General features: G+C 39.9%; 17 protein-coding genes and 1 tRNA gene. 6 read left to right on the forward strand and 12 right to left on the reverse strand.

Translation table 11 applies throughout. The features are described from left to right. Positions 1-4 precede the first annotated feature (4 nt). The 3 genes from NKI27_RS11240 to NKI27_RS11250 all read left to right on the forward strand — a co-directional run bounded on the left by NKI27_RS11240 (position 5) and on the right by NKI27_RS11250 (position 2,025). Complete coding sequence (locus NKI27_RS11240; RefSeq protein WP_265046148.1) at positions 5-535, forward strand: phosphoribosyltransferase family protein; 531 nt, start codon at positions 5-7, stop codon at positions 533-535. A gap of 125 nt (positions 536-660) precedes the next feature. After that, positions 661-1,188 carry a Tll0287-like domain-containing protein gene (locus NKI27_RS11245; RefSeq protein ID WP_265046149.1) on the forward strand — a complete coding sequence of 176 codons (528 nt, stop codon included), beginning with the start codon at positions 661-663 and terminating at the stop codon, positions 1,186-1,188. Positions 1,189-1,488: 300 nt separating this feature from the next. Continuing rightward, a complete protein-coding gene (locus NKI27_RS11250; protein ID WP_265046150.1) occupies positions 1,489-2,025 on the forward strand; it encodes a hypothetical protein in 537 nt (178 codons plus the stop codon). A 10-nt stretch (positions 2,026-2,035) separates the two neighbouring features. On the opposite strand, the gene ttcA is transcribed toward NKI27_RS11250, so the two are convergent. Further along, positions 2,036-2,884: a tRNA 2-thiocytidine(32) synthetase TtcA gene (gene ttcA, locus NKI27_RS11255; protein WP_265046151.1), complete on the reverse strand. Its 849-nt coding sequence runs from the start codon at positions 2,882-2,884 to the stop codon at positions 2,036-2,038. A gap of 247 nt (positions 2,885-3,131) precedes the next feature. On the opposite strand from ttcA, the gene NKI27_RS11260 reads away from it, so the two are divergent. From NKI27_RS11260 to NKI27_RS11270, 3 genes are all read left to right on the forward strand, one after another. Further along, complete coding sequence (locus NKI27_RS11260) at positions 3,132-3,761, forward strand: TetR/AcrR family transcriptional regulator (RefSeq protein WP_265046152.1); 630 nt, start codon at positions 3,132-3,134, stop codon at positions 3,759-3,761. A gap of 252 nt (positions 3,762-4,013) precedes the next feature. Then, positions 4,014-4,643 carry a DNA-J related domain-containing protein gene (locus tag NKI27_RS11265; RefSeq protein ID WP_265046153.1) on the forward strand — a complete coding sequence of 210 codons (630 nt, stop codon included), beginning with the start codon at positions 4,014-4,016 and terminating at the stop codon, positions 4,641-4,643. A gap of 4 nt (positions 4,644-4,647) precedes the next feature. Beyond that, entirely contained in the window at positions 4,648-5,691 is a 1,044-nt protein-coding gene (locus NKI27_RS11270) for a polysaccharide deacetylase family protein (RefSeq protein WP_265046154.1), read from the forward strand. Between the two features lie 16 nt (positions 5,692-5,707). Here the strand turns inward: NKI27_RS11270 and NKI27_RS11275 are convergent, their stop codons facing one another. The 11 genes from NKI27_RS11275 to NKI27_RS11325 form a co-directional block, all read right to left on the reverse strand. After that, on the reverse strand, positions 5,708-6,946 hold the full coding sequence (locus NKI27_RS11275) for a MalM family protein (protein WP_265046155.1): 1,239 nt from the start codon (positions 6,944-6,946) through the stop codon (positions 5,708-5,710). Next, entirely contained in the window at positions 6,946-8,574 is a 1,629-nt protein-coding gene (locus NKI27_RS11280; protein ID WP_265046156.1) for an OmpP1/FadL family transporter, read from the reverse strand. The genes NKI27_RS11275 and NKI27_RS11280 overlap by 1 nt, the downstream gene beginning before the upstream one ends. Before the next feature lie 27 nt (positions 8,575-8,601). Then, the gene (locus tag NKI27_RS11285; RefSeq protein WP_265046157.1) at positions 8,602-9,615 is read right to left on the reverse strand and encodes a transporter; all 1,014 of its coding nucleotides are present in this window, start codon (positions 9,613-9,615) and stop codon (positions 8,602-8,604) included. 52 nt (positions 9,616-9,667) lie between these two features. Continuing rightward, positions 9,668-10,468, reverse strand: a complete 801-nt coding sequence (locus NKI27_RS11290) for a C39 family peptidase (RefSeq protein ID WP_265046158.1) — start codon at positions 10,466-10,468, stop codon at positions 9,668-9,670. 284 nt (positions 10,469-10,752) lie between these two features. Beyond that, entirely contained in the window at positions 10,753-12,624 is a 1,872-nt protein-coding gene (locus NKI27_RS11295) for a SurA N-terminal domain-containing protein (protein ID WP_265046159.1), read from the reverse strand. Positions 12,625-12,735: 111 nt separating this feature from the next. After that, positions 12,736-13,008, reverse strand: a complete 273-nt coding sequence (hupB, locus tag NKI27_RS11300; protein WP_265046160.1) for a nucleoid-associated protein HU-beta — start codon at positions 13,006-13,008, stop codon at positions 12,736-12,738. A 250-nt stretch (positions 13,009-13,258) separates the two neighbouring features. Next, entirely contained in the window at positions 13,259-15,685 is a 2,427-nt protein-coding gene (lon, locus tag NKI27_RS11305; RefSeq protein WP_265046161.1) for an endopeptidase La, read from the reverse strand. Positions 15,686-15,896: 211 nt separating this feature from the next. Next, positions 15,897-17,180, reverse strand: coding sequence for an ATP-dependent Clp protease ATP-binding subunit ClpX (clpX, locus tag NKI27_RS11310; RefSeq protein WP_265049507.1), 1,284 nt, complete (start codon positions 17,178-17,180; stop codon positions 15,897-15,899). 195 nt (positions 17,181-17,375) lie between these two features. Continuing rightward, complete coding sequence (gene clpP, locus NKI27_RS11315) at positions 17,376-18,008, reverse strand: ATP-dependent Clp endopeptidase proteolytic subunit ClpP (RefSeq protein ID WP_265046162.1); 633 nt, start codon at positions 18,006-18,008, stop codon at positions 17,376-17,378. A gap of 145 nt (positions 18,009-18,153) precedes the next feature. Then, positions 18,154-19,464, reverse strand: coding sequence for a trigger factor (gene tig / locus NKI27_RS11320; protein WP_265046163.1), 1,311 nt, complete (start codon positions 19,462-19,464; stop codon positions 18,154-18,156). A 388-nt stretch (positions 19,465-19,852) separates the two neighbouring features. Further along, a tRNA-Leu gene (locus NKI27_RS11325) sits at positions 19,853-19,937 on the reverse strand. Between the last annotated feature and the right edge of the window lie 9 nt (positions 19,938-19,946).

A 19,946-nucleotide genomic window follows, 5' to 3' on the forward strand; every position in this document is an offset into this window, starting at 1 on the left:
CACTATGGTTTTTGATGATTATCTTATTAAGTCTTTAATCTCCCGTTATAACGACTTCCCAACGAAAGGCATCAGCTATATTGATCTTTCTAGATTAATATCGACCCCAAAAGCATTCAGAATGGTCATTGATGGTTTTGTTCAACATTACATCGATGCCAATATTGATCGAATCGTTGCTATAGAAACAAATGCATTACCTTTCGCATCAGCAGTCGCTTACGGCCTCAATTGCCCCTTATCATTCATCAGAAAATATAAACGAACCCCAGAAAAATGGTACAAAGAACTACACCCTGGCATTAATTATGAGGCGCTTTATATAAGAGAAGATGAGTGTGAAAGTACTGATAACGTGCTTTTATTTGATGACGTTGTTATATCTGGACACACGATCAGCACAGCATCTGCTTTGGTAAGGCGTAGTGGCGCCAGTATAAATGAGATCTGCTGCATAGTGGCATTATCTGATTGTGGCGGAGTAGCACAAGCCCAATCACTTGATTTAAATCTATACCCCCTTATTTCTTTGTAGTATATTTACATAACCATTTAGATATATAACTAAACTGACATGTAAATATAGGTCAACCCCCTATGGACTTAATACATAAAACAACAAAATTGAGCATTTTCACAACCCTACTTACTGGTCTAATAATGAGTCAGACCGTCAATGCTGATGACGATCTTCAGTCGCTAACCCAGCAAAGCAAGGTGGCAATTAAGCAGCTTGGTTCAGCGTTAAAACATACACTAACTTCGACAATGAAAGCTAAGGGGCCTTCAGCTGCACTTGAAGTATGTAATATCGAAGCCCCTATCATCACAACATCAGTATCAACAGACCAAGATATTGATGTTAGACGAACAAGCTTGAAGCCAAGAAACTCATCAAACGCCCCTGACAGCTGGGAGCGTCAAATATTAGCCTCATTTGAACAACAAAAAAATGAAGGTGTTGATATGTCGATGCTAGAGCATGGCGCTATCACCGTTATTGATGGAGAAAAAATATTTAGATTTATGAAAGCAATCCCAACACAAGCAGGATGCCTTGCCTGTCATGGCGGCACTGTTAAACCAGACTTAAAGGAAAAAATTTCAGCCCTCTACCCTAATGACACTGCAACAGGCTTTAAAGAGGGTGATATTAGAGGTGCATTTACGGTTAAGATTAAGCTCTAAAGCCCTCAGTTCCTGAGGACCCAGTATTAGTGTCATAAAATAGGCGGCCTCCTTAGCCAAAAGGGTCGCCTGCTCTCCCTCTCGGAGTACCTAAAACTTACAATTCTTTACATTATTATCCTTCGTTACAACTACAACAAAACACAATCACACCTATACTTTATTTAACAGAAAGTTAGAGCGGTTAATTAAAATAATTTTAATGAAGTGAAGCTAACTTAGAACATTGGAACTTATCCTAAGCTATCTAATGGCTCATAAATTGCTTTATCTAAAGTAAAGGTTGATGTGGATCTGATCATGTTGATAGACGCGGGTAGTTTAAAGCAGCAAATCATTTCGCCAACGCTCAAATACTTAAATGAGACGAATGCTGTAACGGCGAAGTTGCTAGTAGGCACCGCTGCTGTTGAGACTGGCCTTACGCCACTGAGGGCTTATGATGCTAGTAAAGAAGATACTGGGATCGGACTGTACAATATTTCTCAACGGCGCCACATGGATATATGGGATAACTATCTGGCATTTGATCCGGATTTAGCAAGCCAGATTAGGGGGCTAGCAAGCCAAAGAACCTTTCTTAGTAATCCTCACGATGAACTTAACACCAACTTAGCATACGCTACCAGCATTGCTTGGTGCATTTATAGGCGGGCAAAGGTCGCACTCAGTGAAGACAGTATTCAATACTTAGCAGCATATTGGCACCGACACTTTCGGCCTCAAAAGTCACACCATAATCAGCATGATTTTTGTGAAAGCTATAAACGCTTAGTATTGGGCATTACATCACCTATAAATGAACAGCGACCTTCTCGCATAATTAATATTGCTTAGCGCTGAGTCTTTATATATTCAGAACATCGAGTTTCTCAAATGGCTCAATAGGCTCTGCCTGCGTCATTGAATCAAAATTATACCGAGTAGTATCAGCTAAGTGCGAAGGAACAACGTTTTGGATAGCCCTAAACATACTTTCTAAGCGTCCTGGGTGCTGTTGATCCCACTCTTGAAACATCTCTTTGATTTTTTTACGCTGTAAATTTTCTTGTGACCCACACAGGTTACAAGGAATAATAGGAAACTGTTTAATCTCAGCATAGCGTGCAATATCTTTTTCGCGACAATAAGCCATTGGCCGAATGACTATATTTCTACCATCGTCACTTTTCAGCTTCGGAGGCATCGACTTCAGCTTTCCACCATAAAACATATTTAAAAAGAGCGTTTCTAAAATGTCATCACGGTGATGACCGAGCGCTATTTTGGTGACGCCATGCTCAGCTGCAAAATTATATAAAATACCACGTCTTAACCGAGAACAAAGTCCGCATGTTGTACTACCTTCAGGAATTTTATCCTTAACAATGCTGTAGGTATCTTTTTCAATAATATGATAATCAACACCTAACGTTTTTAGGTAGTTTGGTAAGATAGCCTCAGGGAAACCCGGCTGTTTTTGGTCAAGGTTAACAGCGATGATTTCAAAACGGATAGGTGCCCTTCGTTGAAGATTGATCAAGATATCAAGCATTGCATACGAGTCTTTACCTCCACTCAAGCAACACATAACCTTATCGCCTTCACTAATCATATTGAAGTCAACAATAGCCTTACCGACATCATGCCTTAACTTCTTTTGAAGCTTGTTCATTTCAAGCTGTTCAATTTTATCTTCGCTAACCGAAACTGTCATAACGCTCTATTAACCTGCAATTTAGGCACAATTTTAATGGCGCTGATTATAAATCATATAGACCTTAAACGATAACCTAAGATTTCATCATTAATCGACCCCCCTAATCATACCTCTATAATCGACTGATATTACTGATAATATTAATAATAACGTTACATTTTATGACTTTAGCCATCTACGGCTATGGGCAATAAAAACTAAAAGATATATAATCACTCTGCTCTAATTCATAAAGGATATAAGGATGATTAAAGAGAACTTAGGGAAGAGAGAGTTAAATCGCATTAACAATCGGAAAGCGATCATCTCTGCGGCAAGGGACTGTTTCAGTGAGAAAGGTTACGACCAGGTCACTGTTCGGGATATTATAAGACGCACAGGCTTAGCCTCAGGCACATTTTATAATTATTTCGAAGATAAACAATCTATATTCTCTGCCTTACTCTCAAACTACATCGAAAGGTTAGGCTCCCACCTTGATGAGTTAAGAAAAAGCTCTGAATCCCTCGAGTCTTTTATACACTCAACCTATTTAGCAGTATTTACGGCGATTTCAGAAGACCCTGTCGTTTATCAACTGGCTCATAAAAATAACCGAGTTATACGTGAGTTATTTGGGGAAAGTATAATTGGCACCAATATCGCTACACTCGAAAAAGATATTGACGATGCGATTCAAAAGGGTGTGATACCAGAAATCGACTCAAACCTTCTTTCAGCAGCATTTTTCGGCATTGCTTATGAAATAGGCTTACGAGTCGCGAACACCTCAATGCCTGACCCCGTACTGGCTGCTAAATTTGCAACAGGACTGTTTATGGGAGGAATCAAAGAAATAACACGTACGACACTTACACCTGATAGCATTAGCTAATAAATGCTTAAATTAACCTTTTATATGAGTTATAAATAACGCTATAAAAGGTTAATTTTATTCTTCTAACACTCACTTGCCAGCACAATTATCGCTCATGCTGATAGCCACCCTATTTTTCACAGCTAACCTGCCTCTCAATAGACCCAAGAAAAAGATGAATTAGGTAGCAAATACCCCAAACTTAGCCATACTTATAAGCCATCAATCTAGAATATAATTACACGACTTATAGCTAGTCACGGTTTGTAAATGCTTGACTCAACATACGACATTTCTGACAACTTTATTACACAACTCTGCAACACTATTGAGACCATCATTTCTCAGGCAGAATGTGAGAGAATTTCAGAGTATGAACTCATAAAGTGCTTGCAATCGGGCCGCTTCCAGATACTTAATAAGCTCAGCATGAGTCAAAGCGACCAACTCTTTCAATTGCACTTTTTAGTATTTCATGCACTTTATAAGCTTCGTATTAAGCTACAGAGTAATAAAGTGGGCTATCTTAAAATTTCACCACTCAGCATAGAAGTCTGTGCACTCAGTACCATGATCTCACATAATCAAACCCTTGACTTAATCGACCCCTTGGCTGAATACTACTTAAATTTAGACAACCTAAAAAACATCACATCAGAAGAAATCGAACATCTTATACTTTCGTTTTGGAAGAGTACTCAAAACCCTAACGGCCATTTGGATTCATTACGGATACTCGAACTATCCCCCCCTGTTTCGTATACTGAAATAAAAAAACAGTACAAACGCCTTGCCTCAAAATATCACCCAGACAAGGGGGGATCTACCACATTAATCCAAGCGATAAATCAGGCAATGGCGACACTCAGTCAGCATTATAAAAATGGAAATATACGCTAATAAAATGAAAAAGTTACCCAGGTTATTTTATGTTAATACTCTAGCGTTGAGCCTATATATTGTTTCTTCCGCTCAAGCAGCTGTAGTGCTTCAGTATCATCACATTGACGATAATACGCCTTCAAGTACAAGTACTTCTATTTCATTATTTAAACAACATATCCAGTATTTGATTGATAACAACTTTTCTATTTCATCAATACCTTCAATAGTGGAAGACTTAAAAAATCAAAAAAAAGAAGACAATAAAACCGTCGGCATCACGTTTGATGATGGCTATATCTCTGTGTACAAAAACGCATTTCCGATACTAAAAAAATATAACATTCCGTTTACTATTTTTGTGAATACCGCCCCTATAGAAGCAAAAAAAGCATCACATGTCAGCTGGGAGCAATTAAGAGAAATGAAATTACAGGGTGCAACCATTGCTAATCATACACACCAACATAGCTACCTGATGAGTGAAGGACTTGATACTGACTTATGGAAAAGACAATTTGTTGATGAGATCACAACGGCACAAGCGATAATTAATAAACGGTTAAACCAGGATATAAAATTGTTTGCATACCCTTATGGGGAATTTGACCAGCCTGCAAACACGCTGCTTAAAGAGATGGGTTATATCGGATTTGGTCAACAATCTGGTGCCACTGGGTTTAATATGAGCTTACAAAGCCTGCCTCGCTACCCTGCATCCAATCGGTTTGGAAAATTCCCACTAATGGCTGCAAAGTTAAACAGCACCGCATTCGAAGATATTGAATTTAAACCCCATTTCGGAGTGATAAACGAGACAAGTAGAAACCCACCCACACTATTTATTTATGGAGCAGACGGTTTAGTTAATAACGTAAACTGCTTCGGCTCATCGGTCGGCGCTTTACCGAAAGTAAAGGTCGACACTGAAACGTTTATCGTTAGTCCAGAAACCCCCTTTAATACACGAAGATTTCGCTATAACTGTACAGCTAAATCGACTGCAACCGGTCGTTTTAGCTGGATCTCAATCCCTTGGGTTGATGTAACAAAGCGAGCGTATTAGCCAGAATACCTAAAGACTATTTTCGCAATGCTTCAAGTTCGATAGCGCCTAGTTTTTGGTTATTCAAAATAACCGTATTTTTGTTTTCAACTTGATTTCGAGCTCTTAGGTTTTCTTTAGTGGTGTTAATAAGGATATAACGTGAATTGTCGCCACCATCCATTTCAAATAACCCCTTTAAGTAGCCATGGCGACGCCAGTTTTCAGGGACATATTCAAGTACAGGATTGCGGACAATACGAAGAACTTCAAACTCATCATTTAAAAAAACAAGTTGTGGAAAAAATACGCCATTTTTAACCCCAGTCTTACTACTTGTTTTGATAAATGTTTTTAACTTTAAGCTATAGCGTTCTTGTAAATGAGGTAACTCAACTAGCTTATAAGGACTTTTACCCTCCGAGAAGTAGTGTGTCGATGCATTCTTATCAAGTTCAATATAAACAGAATCTTCAAAACTTAAGCTTTCGGGGCTCTCTTTAACTAAATCAGTACAACATTGTTTTGAAAATGTATCTATAAAGTTTTCAGTGTTATCGCTAAAAAACAATGTTTGGGCAAAATCATCCATTTCGCTTTGTTTAAGCTGAGAGCCTCCAATAACTGAAGAATCTACTTTTAAATATTCATCATAAACCGTATATTCAGGCTCAATTTTTTCAGCTTTTTCGCCACCTTTAGATTGCTTTACAGCATCTGATGACGAGCCAGGCCGGTAAGGTGTGTTTCTAATAATCCCTTCTGCATCTGTCCATGTGTAATATGGCAGATCACTGTCATCTCTGACGCTACCCTGCTCTAACAGCACATCTCCATCGATATAGTCAGCTTCATTTATTTCTATTTTTCGAACGGCCTCCTTTTGTTCTGTTGGTTGAACACTCGTTTCAGACGCATCAAGTTTAAGTGAATGAGGTATATCATTCGTCGCATTAGTCTCAGTGGGTATACTGGGGGAATTGCGCTCAGAAACAATAGGAGCGGTCGGCTTAGAAGGGTTAGGTGCTTGTTCGAACTCGCCGACAGCTGAGACGTCACTTACGTCAGTTTTTTTTTCCAGATTATCTTTATGACCTGGTTTAATAAGTGGATTATCCTCTTCTGGAATAACGGTATGATTCACTCGCCCCATCTCATCTACCCAAGTGAAATACTTTTCAGCATTCACATGGGTAGAAAAAACCAAAACAAACGATAAACCCACTAATTTTAAACGAAACACAAAACTCTCAAATACTGTAGGGTAACTATTCATCAAAATTTCGTAGTAAACGAGAAACCTAGTGATGCAAATCTAAGTGATGTCTTCACATCTAGCCCCGCGTAAGGGTTATAGATAATGTTAGTAAGATTATCACAGTTTAAGTTACAACTTCCATTTGCCGGAATATACTCAACAGATTGAAGATAAGAGATGTGGAAATCTACATCCGTATCTTTATCCCACCTGTAACCAAGACCTGCCCCCCATAGTATTGAATCACCAAATACCCCTAAGAGGCTTCGCTGATCGTCTGGAGTGATAGAGTCACGTATCTCAGCACCTACTCGTAGATCTAGACGAGACGTAACGTGATGCTCAAAGCCGATACCTATGTTCCACTCATCCGTCCAGTTAAGAGGCAGACTCAAAGTATTAGAGGTTGCATTATCAGGAGACAATATTTTAGCTGCCCCCAAGAACTCAAGATTTCTATCAAACTGAAGATTTAGTGCGTCAAAGGTACTCCAATCATAATAACCTACATCAACATTCATTGTTAACTTAGGATGTACTTTAAGGCTGATACCCGTTTTAAAGTGCTGAGGGTATGTTAGCTTCATTGATACATTACCCGCTTCACGAGGCGCACCTGAAGGTAGACTCAGTATAGCAGCACTGATTGCACCAATAATCGAACTATTTAGACTTTGCCAAAAGCCTGACCAATCGTTGGTATAGTTAAGCTCAAAGGTCCCTTTAAGGTTCATGTCGGCTTCACTGTAATAGGAAGCTCCCCATGAAAACCAGTCAGTGGGTTCCCACATGACACCTAATGAGTAAGTAGGAGATAAGGTTTCTTGAAGATCAAGGCTCATGGCACCCACATCATCCCATGGTCCTACATTACCCCCACAAAGTGCGATAAATGGCGCTAAAGGCTCATTCCCACTTTCACAGTTAAAAGCGTCCTGAAGTATCTCTGCAACACCTAACAGCATGTTTGGTGCACGCATATACTGGTCAGCAGCAATGGCTTGGTGTGAGAATTGAATACCCGCCCCCACTGACCAGTCGTCATTGATTTCATAAGCAATCGTAGGTGATAAATAGGTCACACGCTGCATCGCGGTAGCCTTAGGCATATATACGCCTGGGTCACCCAAATCACGGTAGAAACCCGCAAACATAGGTAAGTAAAATGCGTTACCAAACGTAAACTTTGACCCTGGCGCATTTATAGAAAAACCCATAGTAGGCAAAACACCCGGACCTCGAGGGAGCTTTTGCATACCGTACCCGGGTATATAAGCAGCTACTGTATTTGTATGGCTGTGACTATTGGCAACCCAATCCTTTTGCTGTTGTTTCTGTTCATCATACCCAAGGCCATCGATACCAAAAATTTCATAGCCAGGTGGCGCTATAAAATCTGCATCAATATCCATATAGGCATTCAGTAAATTAAACTGAAACTGACGGCCTTTAAGTTTAGCCAAACCAGCAGGGTTATATTGAATAGCAAAAACGCCAGGTGTATCTGCTGTAACGGCATTACCTAATGACATGGCCTTAGAAGGGCCGGTCAAATTAGTGGTCATTTGTGCCATTGCAGGCATACCCAAGCTAACCAAAGCTATGGCCTGTAACAATTTACAGCTGTTACGTCTAACACTTATCATTAGCAACATCTCTTCCCAATTTATTTATTATTCGTCCTTTAACCCGGCTAAATTAATAGGCAGAGAAAAACCAACTAGGATATCAGGGGAGTCTTCTGTTAAGCCAAAACCAATATTTGTGTTAAGAATGGTCTTTTCACTAATACGGTTGCCTAAAGAGAAGTTGATGATGCCACTAACTTGATCCTGCGCTTTTGCAACAGAACCGTCATTAAATTTGAGCGTTGTCTCATCAGAGTAACTTATCTGTACTGATGCACTCAAAGACGTATCATAGGAAAGAGAGTAAGAATAGCCACCTGAGAGCGAGAAACTAATACCTGGCTGAACCGATCTTAGTAGTCTAGCCCCCCTAACTTGATTCAAATCTTCTTGTTCAAAGTTATAGGTCATACTTAAAGAGCCAAAGAGTACAACTGGATCTATGACCTTTGACGTACTCAAGCCGCCGGATACAGAATAATAACCACTACCCGTAGAAAGCTGTCTATTAAGGTCAATCTCATAAGGGCTCACACCCGTTTTAGTTTTGACTGAGCTAAACAACGTAATAGAAGGCTTGCCTGGTACATAAGCAAGTGGCTGCCACCTTAGGGTGAAACTCATATCACCAAGGTCTGTTGTGGATAATTCATCTTGAGTATCAAACTTAGACACAAGAGGAAGTCGAGCACTAACAGTCAAATTGTTTAATAGACCATAGTCATAAGAGAACGAGTTAGTAAAGGAGTGTGTTGCCGCCGGTGTAACATCCAAATTCCTCACAGAGTTATTGACAATCTGGATGTCAAATCGCTGATCGCCAAAATAGCTATAGTCAAAACTATAACTCATGGACTGCTTACCTTTCTTTAGGAGAGAGTAATTTTTCTCAGCTGCTTGAAAGACCTCTTCAAGTTGTTTAGCTGAGTCAGAATCCCCTTCCTGTTTTGTAAGAGCTTCTCTGGCTTTATCAACACTGGATTTTTCTTCAGCCCAAGAGCCCGTAGAAGAGAGTATTGACACAAATAAGAAACAACATGGTACTACCCAACGGTTCATTCCTGATCCCTTTTTTAATAATTAATTATTTTATGTAAGTGCTTAACTAAATTTATTGTCTTTTATAGTGAAGATGCTTCACAGCATTATCAATTGTTCCATCTGCATTATTCTTTTGACGTTCAAGTTCATTCTGAATTTTATGTTCAAGCGGTAAATCAAATTCAGGAAACTGTTGAAATGCAAGATAAGTGATTGTTTGGTCATCTATAAAGCGTAAGTCTTCTTCTCTTAATTCAAGGCCATCTATAGGCTTTGAGTTACCAGGGAAAACAACAAAAAGAACATTCTGATCCCACTTTTCTTTAAAACGTTCAATTGTAAACGTTATATTTCCTTGAGAGGGGTCTGCAATATATACGCGACCGTCCTTTATTGTTCTAACGACCACAAAGTGCTTAAAACCTGCATGATGAATAGGAACAATTGCGGGGTGATCCAACTCTATTAAATCTTCTATTTCTGCTTTGAAGCCACCAGCTGGATAACCCAAAGCCGTTACCAGCCTTTTCATATCTAGCATCGAAAACCCTCGACGCTCTACAATTCGCTCACTTTCACCATAATGAAGCAACCCCTCCATTACTTGGCGCTCTTGAAATTTACGCCCTAAGTAAAACTCAAGAACCGTAGTCAATGCAGCAGAACCACAACTATAGTCATAAGCTTGACGAGTAATATTTCTGAATCTTAATTCAGATAGGGGCTCAACTATCACCCTCTCCTGAATAAAAGTAGAGTCATTATTAATAGAGCGTTCATACAACACTAATCCTTTTTGGTGAGGTTCAATCACACTCGCCTCTTGGATCATAGTAAAGGCTAGAACAGAGCCTACAAGTACAAGAATCATTAGATTCGAGAATCCTTTTGTTAATTTTTTTAAATAAGGTTTTTTATTATGTATTGATGCGTTCCACTCAATAACCTTAGTAACTTGCTGTTACTTAAAGATACATTAATTCGATGAACGTTAAAGATAACCAGTACACAAAACTATATTGGGGTACGCACGTAACGTGAAGGGCGTCTCGATATTGGTACTTTTAAACCGTTTAAGCCGGAGAACCCTCTATCTATTTTCTTTAAAATAAAAAAAACGAGGCCTTAGCCTCGCTTCTATTACGGTAGAAAAACTTAAATTTTTTCGATTTCTGCCTTCGCTCTTAACGCTGTTTGGAATACTTGGTATTCGGCATTCCCTAACCCGCCACCAATTACTCGCCTAATGGCCTGACGCTCTGCTGCCTTTACGTCATCAACATTTGGCACATTGACACTATCTAGCTTAACGACAAAATAGTCCCCATCTATATCAATCCCTGATACCGACTTATCTGCATCAGTTGCTGCAGGCATAGAAAAGATAAATTTAATTAACTCAGGGTTAACTTCAAAATCATTTCTTTTGATGTCCTTAAACGACTCCCAAGCTAGACCCGCAGTATCTTCATTACCTGACAAGTACGCCTCAGTTGCTTTATTCGCTGCAGAAATGGCTTCATCAGTTGCTTTCTTCCGCTTAAGTTCAGCTACAATTTCATCTCTAACCTCAGAAAGCCCTTTCTGTGATGCAGGGTAATGATTAGCAGCACGAACCACAACGACGGCTTCAGAGTTTATTTCAATAAGTTCACTGTTATTACCGTCTTTAATAACATCAGCGGAGAAAAGTGATTTCTGAACTTTAGGGTTCCCAAACAGCCCTTCAATACTAAGTGCCGACACCTTTTCTGCAGTGTTAATATCCAAACCTAACTCGTCTGCAGGCTCTCTAAGGTCAGACGATGCGTAACTAAGGTCTGCTAACCGCTCACTCAGTTCTACATATAACGCTTCAACCTTCTCTGCCTTTATGTCCGCCTCAATTGAAAATCTCATTTCTTCAAATGTTGGGATAGGCTGCATCTGAACGTCTTCAAGCTTGATAAGATGATAACCATATTCGGTTAATACTGGTTTCGAAACGCTACCTTCAGACAAAGCAAAAAGAGCATCATCAAACGCAGGTAGATATGCACCTTTCGAAGCAAAGCCAAGACTTCCGCCCTGAGCAGCCGAACCAATATCATCAGAGAACTCTTTTGCTAACGCTTCAAAAGACTCGCCTTCTGCAATACGCGCACTTAGCTTTTCGGCCAACGCTTTAGCCTGAGCATCTGATACGTCATCATTTATCTCTATTAAAATATGGGAAGCATTACGCTCCTCCAACCCTTCAAATGCTTCAACTTCTCGCTCAAAAGCTTTTTGTAACTCTTCTTGAGTCACTTCAACTTTTTCAAGAAGAGCATTTTTTTCTAGCTGTAAGTATTCAACATCCACAGATTCAATTGTCGCGTAGTCTTGTTTGTGTGACTCATAAAAAGCCTCAATCTCATTTTCATCAACATTTACAGCATCGATATAATCAGACTGATCAAATTTAGCCAGCGAGTAATTGCGTGTCTGCCTGTCAATCTCTATCACTCTATTGAATTCATCATCCAATATGAACGACGTTGAGATTATTGCGTTTCTAGGCTGAGAAATTAGAACTTCTTTCTTAATTGACTCTTTAAACGTTTGAGTGGTCATCCCAAAGTTTCTTATAGAGGCTAAAAATAAATCATTATCAAATTGGCCGTCTACTTTGAATTGATTAATCCCCGTTATCAGCGAATTGATAGATTGATCAGAAATATAGACACCTAGCCCTATTGCGTCTTGTAATAGTATTTCTTGATCAATAAGCCCTTCGAGCACAGATTGTTTAAGTTTCTGATCATCAATTAAAGCAGGATCAGCGTCCTCACCCATTTGCCCAAGAATTTGTCTCTTTTTAATATCAACGGCACGTAAAAAATCAGTCTCTTTAATATCATTACCGTTAACGACTGCGACCTCAGGCTCGCCACCAAAACCACCAACAATAGAGTCAACCCCAAATAAGGCAAACGTTAGCACTATTAGCCCTACAATTACTTTTGCAACCGTACTCTGAGCATTATCTCTTATATCTTGAAGCATGGCTCCCCCGAGCTATATTCTTACTTTAACAAATGAGTATCTATTTCTATATTCAAACTAAAAAGGCGCATCCAAAGAATGCGCCTTTTAAATAACAACCTAAAGGTATGCTTAGTTTACTGCATCCTTTAACGCTTTACCCGCTTTAAAGCTTGGTACTTTTGCAGCTGCAATTTGAATCTCTGCACCTGTCTGTGGGTTACGACCAGTACGCGCTGCTCGATCCTTGACAGAAAAAGTTCCAAAACCAATAAGAGTAACCTGATCCCCACCCTTAAGTGCAGTAGTAACAGAATCAGTCATTGCATCCAATGCACGACCTGCAGCTGCTTTAGAAATATCTGCTGATGCAGCAATTGCGTCAATAAGTTCAGACTTGTTCACACTTAACCCCTTTTTTTATATCTTAATTAACAGAAAAAACGAATCACAAAATTATAAATCTCCAAGAAGCAAAGGCTACCATAGGAGCATCGTGTTATACGTATTTATTTCAGTTTTCAGTTTCTACGATTTCTATTTAATATTTTTAACAGAAAATATTTAAATGAGCCCCCGAGGCCTTATTTTGGCTGCTTAACGGCGTTTTATTTTATACCAACTTGTTGAAAGGCCTGTCAAGCGACCAAAGCACCTAATGCGTATTTATTCGTTCCTTTCCATCCTTTTCATCATCTGAACCTCCATCTTTAGACTTTAAAGGACTTTTTTCACTGGTAAGGGGTTTTGCTTGATAAGCCAACGCGACCTCCAAAACTTCGTCAATCCACTTAACAGGGATGATATTCAAGGATTCTTTTATATTATCGGGAATCTCTTTCAAGTCTTTCTTATTCTCATCTGGAATAATAATAGTCTTAATCCCACCGCGATGAGCAGCCAACAATTTCTCTTTAAGTCCACCAATCGCAAGCACTTGACCCCGGAGCGTTATCTCACCTGTCATGGCAACTTCCGACTTAACAGGAATACCCGTCAAAGAAGAGACCAATGCTGTGCACATAGCAATACCCGCACTCGGACCGTCCTTCGGTGTGGCACCTTCAGGAACATGAATATGGATATCATTTTTCTCATGAAAATCCTCTTCTATTCCTAATGCCATCGCTCGACTTCTAACGACAGTTAAGGCTGCCTGAATTGATTCTTGCATTACATCACCCAGCGACCCTGTCTTTATGGTCTTTCCTTTACCTTTAACAGACGTGCACTCGATTGTAAGAAGCTCTCCGCCGACTTGAGTCCATGCAAGACCTGTTACCTGCCCCACACTATCTTCTTCGTCAGCAACGCCATAACTAAATTTACGGACACCCGAATACTGCTCAAGATTGTCATCCGTTATAGCAATCAATTCATGACTGTGACGCAAGGTATTTTCTTTCACTACTTTTCGGCATATTTTAGCAACTTCACGTTCTAAGCCACGAACACCAGCTTCCCTTGTGTAGTAGCGTATAATCTCTTTAACGGCTTGTTCAGTGAACGATATTTCGTTCTTTTTAAGGCCATTATTATCTTGCTGCTTAGGAATCAAGTAACGCTGCGCAATATTCACCTTTTCGTCTTCTGTATACCCAGGAATACGGATAACTTCCATTCGGTCTAGCAAGGCCGTTGGAATATTCATAGAGTTAGATGTACAAACAAACATTACATCCGAGAGATCATAATCAACTTCTAGATAGTGATCATTAAACGTATGATTCTGCTCTGGGTCTAACACCTCAAGTAATGCAGATGCTGGATCTCCACGCTGATCCATACCCATTTTATCAATTTCATCTAATAGGAATAATGGGTTTTTAACACCTGCTTTAGATATCTTCTGAACTAGCTTACCCGGCATTGAACCTATGTATGTTCTTCGATGCCCCCTAATTTCAGCTTCATCTCGAACGCCGCCTAACGCCATACGGGTATATTTTCTGTTAGTAGCCTTAGCAATAGACTGCCCTAAAGATGTTTTACCAACACCCGGAGGGCCCACCAAACAAAGCACTGGCCCCTTCAGCTTTTTAACACGCCCTTGGACCGCTAAATATTCAAGAATACGATCTTTAACTTCTTCGAGACCATAATGATCTTCATCTAAAATCTCTCTGGCTTTATCTATATCATTACGAACTTTACTGCGTTTTTTCCACGGCAGCCCCGTAAGCCAGTCTATATAGCCTCTTACAACCGTAGCCTCTGCCGACATGGGCGACATCATTTTAAGTTTATTAAGCTCAGTCTCAGCCTTTTGTTTTGCTTCACCGGTCATGCCTGATGAGGCAATTTTTTGCTCTATATCATCAAATTCATTGCCTGCTTCACCGAGAGAACCCATTTCTTTCTGAATAGCCTTCATTTGCTCATTCAGATAGTATTCTCGCTGGCTTTTTTCCATTTGCTTTTTAACGCGGCCGCGAATTCTTTTTTCAACTTTAATGAGATCTAGCTCACCTTCGATTCTTGCTAATAAAAGCTCTACACGATCAGTAATGCTAAGCTCTTCAAGCAACTCCTGCTTTTCTGGGATCTTCAATTCAAGATGGGCAGCAATGGTATCAACCAATCGACCTGGATCACTAATACTCGACAAGGATGAACTAATTTCAGCTGGAATCTTTTTACTTAGCTTTCCGTACTGCTCAAATTGGCTAGATAAGGTTCTGAGTAAGGCAGTGGAGTCTTCTTCAGACAACTCTGTTTCATCTAATGGAGTTATATTAGCCGTATAGAAACGATCCTCAACCATTGAGTTTACTTTTGCACGAGCCCCACCCTCTACTAATACTTTTACAGTTCCATCAGGCAACTTAAGCATCTGTAAGATGGTTGAAACAGTTCCGATGTCAAATACATCACCCTGCTTCGGATCATCTTCGCCAGCGTCTTTTTGTGCAACGAGCAGTATCTGCTTATCACTCTCCATCGCAAACTCTAAAGCCTCAATGGACTTTTCACGACCCACGAAAAGCGGTATCACCATATGCGGAAAAACAACCACATCTCGAAGTGGTAAAACGGGTAGCTCACGTGCAGTTAGAGTCACTGGATTATCAATATCTGTCATAGATGTCCCCTGGACGACTTATTTATTCGGCAATTTCCATACAATGAATCCTAAATGGGGGCAAAGATGGAGAATACAACCATAAAACTGATTAGATTGTAGGACTTATAGATGAGTTTAACTATAGACGGGCTAGTATGTTTTTACAGACGATTTAATCTATAAATACAAAAAAGGGCCAGAAGGCCCTTTTTATAGATATTATAAAGAATTAATCATCTGGAACAGCTTTCGCCTGCTCAGTATTTTCATAAATCTTTATCGGGTCAGAATCCCCCTTAATGACACTCTCATCAATCACGACTTTAGATATACCCGTCTCAGAAGGTATATGATACATCGTATCTAAAAGCACATTTTCAAGAATTGATCTCAACCCACGAGCACCCGTCTTTCGCTCCATCGCCTTTTTAGCAACAGCACGCAAAGCATCTTCTCTAAAGTCAACCTCAACACCTTCCATTTCAAACAACTTATGATACTGCTTAGTCAATGAGTTTTTAGGTTCTGTTAAAATCTCAATCAACGCATCCTCATCAAGTTCTGTCAGTGTTGCCACAACCGGCAAGCGACCCACAAACTCAGGAATAAGACCGTATCGAACAAGGTCTTCTGTCTCCACATCCTTAAGCATGTCACCGAAGCTCTTAACATCGTCTTTCCCTTTAACTGTTGCAGAGAAACCGATACTGCTCTTTTCGGAGCGATCACTGATAACCTTGTCTAAGCCTGCAAACGCGCCACCACAAATAAACAGTATGTTAGACGTATCAACCTGCAAAAACTCTTGCTGAGGATGCTTACGCCCACCCTGCGGTGGTACCGAAGCAACAGTACCTTCAATTAACTTCAATAATGCCTGTTGCACACCTTCACCAGATACATCTCTAGTAATAGAAGGGTTGTCAGACTTACGTGAAATCTTATCGATTTCATCAATATATACTATTCCGCGCTGAGCTTTTTCAACATCATAGTCACATTTTTGGAGCAACTTCTGAATAATGTTCTCAACATCCTCACCAACATAACCGGCTTCAGTCAGTGTTGTAGCGTCAGCAATGGTAAATGGAACATTAAGCAAGCGCGCCAACGTTTCTGCAAGCAACGTCTTACCACTACCAGTAGGACCAATAAGCAGAATGTTACTCTTACCCAACTCGATATCTGATTTTTTATCATCAAACCGTAAGCGCTTGTAGTGATTGTAGACCGCAACAGCAAGAACAACTTTAGCCCGATCTTGACCAATTACGTAATCATCAAGCGTTGACTTAATTTCTTGCGGAGTAGGAAGACGATCACTACTCTCTTCTGTGCTACTTTCTTGGATTTCCTCACGAATAATATCGTTGCAAAGATCCACGCACTCATCACATATAAAAACAGAAGGTCCAGCAATTAACTTTCTGACCTCATGCTGACTTTTTCCACAAAAAGAACAGTAAAGCAGTTTACCGTTATCTTCGCTTTTACCGTTTTTATCGTCAGCCATTCGACTACCTCTAAATTCTTTATTGTCTTTGTCTGGCGTTGCCACAACATTCGCTAAAATTAGCAACACCTGAGACAAAACCATTATTCTTAGATTGTTTTCAGTAACAGTTTAGCGCTGAAAACAATTTACTCAAACCTGAAACGCATTCAAAACAATTCACTTGAATACGCTATAAGCTTAATATTGGTTACTCTACGCTCTTTTATCAAGTACTGAATCGATTAAACCGTATTCTACAGCGGCATTTCCATCCATAAAGTTATCACGATCTGTATCTTTAGCAATAGTTTCCATATCTTGACCTGTATGGCCAGCCAAAACTCTGTTTAATTTTTCGCGAATAGTCAGTATTTCTTTTGTGTGAATCTCAATATCAGTAGCCTGCCCCTGATACCCACCTAAAGGCTGATGAATCATCATTCGTGAATGCGGAAGACAGTAACGCTTACCTTTAGCACCACCGGTTAACAAAAGCGCACCCATGCTTGCCGCTTGACCTATACACATAGTGGATACGTCAGGCTTAATAAACTGCATTGTGTCATAAATAGACATCCCAGCAGTTACTGAGCCACCTGGTGAATTTATATATAAATGGATATCTTTGTCTGGGTTTTCCGACTCGAGGAATAGTAACTGAGCAACAACAAGGTTAGCCATATGGTCTTCTACCTGACCAACTAGAAATATAACCCGCTCTTTAAGCAGACGGGAATAGATATCAAAAGAACGCTCCCCTCTCGCAGTTTGCTCAATAACCATAGGCACCAAAGCACTGCTTGGATCAATACCTGAAACGTCTCCGATAATCTTTTGATTACTCATATTTTTATAATTCCCCCAAAAAACACAAAAAAAGCGATAAAAACACTTCCCTTAAAATACAAAACAGCCGGATAGTCACCGGCTGTTTTAATTTTAGCTAAATTCTAAAAATATTCAGCATTTTCTTCGTTTATTTAGATTACTATTAAGCACCAGGCTGTGGAGCAGGCTTAACAGCATCTTCATAACTTACTTTTTTATCTTCTACTTTTGCCTTACCTAACACAAGCTCAACCACTTGATCTTCTAATACTACAGATTGAACCTGAGCCATCTGCTCTTGGTTACCCTTGTAATACTCAATAACCTGTTCAGGGTCTTGATAAGTGCTTGCGATCTGAGCAATCTTTTCATCAACTTTCTCAGCATCAACACTAAGGTCATTTGATTTAACGATAGCAGAAAAGATAAGACCTGTTCTAACACGCTTTTCAGCTTGATCCTTGAAAAGCTCAGCTGGCAAATCAGCAGCCTTCATTTGACCACCACCAAATTGACGTACAGCATCTTCACGCATGCGGTCAACTTCTTGATCGATCATAGCACCAGGAACATCAAACTCGTTAACGTCAACTAATTGATCAACAATTTGCTGCTTAACCTTGTTATTAACAGCCTGAGCAAGCTCACGCTCCATGTTCTTTAAGATCTCAGCAGTAAATTTCTCTTCGTCAGCATCTTCAATGCCATACTTAGAGAAAAATTCTTGATCCATTTCTGGCAGAACCATTTCTTCAGTTGACTTAACGGTTACTGCAAACTGAGCAGCCTTACCCGCTAATTCTTTATTTTGATAATCTTCTGGGAAGGTTACATCTAATGTAAGCTCATCACCTGGCTTAGCACCAACCAACCCATCTTCAAAGCCTGGGATCATTTGACCAGAACCGATGGTAACTTTTGAGTCTACAGCGCTTCCGCCCTCAAACTCTTCGCCATCAACAGACCCTTTAAAGTCGATAGTCAATACATCTTTTTTCTTAGCTTTACGCTTTACCGACTTTGGCGTTGCATGCTGTAGACGCAACACTTCGATCATATTTTTGATGTCAGTTTTTTTAATTTCTGCAGTTTCACGCGTAATAGAAATACCTGACATATCTGCTGGCTCAAACTCTGGGTAGATATCAAAAACAGCTACAAACTCCAGATCTTTACCATCTTCTACTGATTTAGTTTCAAACTTAGGGTAACCAGCAGGGTTAATTTCTTCTTTTGCCAACGCCTCTACATAAGCATTGCGCATCACTTCGCCAAGAACTTCTTGACGAACGCCCTGACCGTAGCGCTTTTTAACGACGCTAAAAGGTACTTTACCTGGACGAAAACCATTAATTTTAACAGTCTTTGCCGTCTGCTGTAGACGTTTTTGTACTTCGCTTTCTACCTGCTCCGCAGGAACACCGATAGTCATGCGACGTTCGATTGAAGACGTCGTTTCAACGGAAACTTGCATGGAAGATCCTCGAATCTAATTTGTAATTATTACTTAAAAAGTAAAGCCTAGCCTCACCCCATCCGGGACATGAGATCACTACCAAACACCCAAGGTCAAGATATACCTTTAAAGGACACACCTAAACACCTGCAACTGCCAACGGGTTATATAATTGACAGAGAACCGAAACTCCGGAAATGCACTGACTGCGATTTCGCTAAACCACGTATGATAAAACAGGCGATTATATTTTAAATTACCACCTAGGCACAACCTTAAAGGCGCACAAATACGCACTATAGAGAAGTATATCCCAAGAGATAATTAGAAATATAATAAATAATTGATTTTTAATAAGTTTGAGCTGAACACTCATGATTTTATTTGGAGGATACCACTCAAGGAGTGGTGCGAAAGGAGAGACTTGAACTCTCACATCTTACGATACTGGAACCTAAATCCAGCGCGTCTACCAATTCCGCCACTTTCGCATTTTTTGA

The sequence above is a fragment of the Alkalimarinus alittae genome (assembly GCF_026016465.1).
Taxonomy (GTDB): Bacteria; Pseudomonadota; Gammaproteobacteria; order Pseudomonadales; family Oleiphilaceae; genus Alkalimarinus; species Alkalimarinus alittae.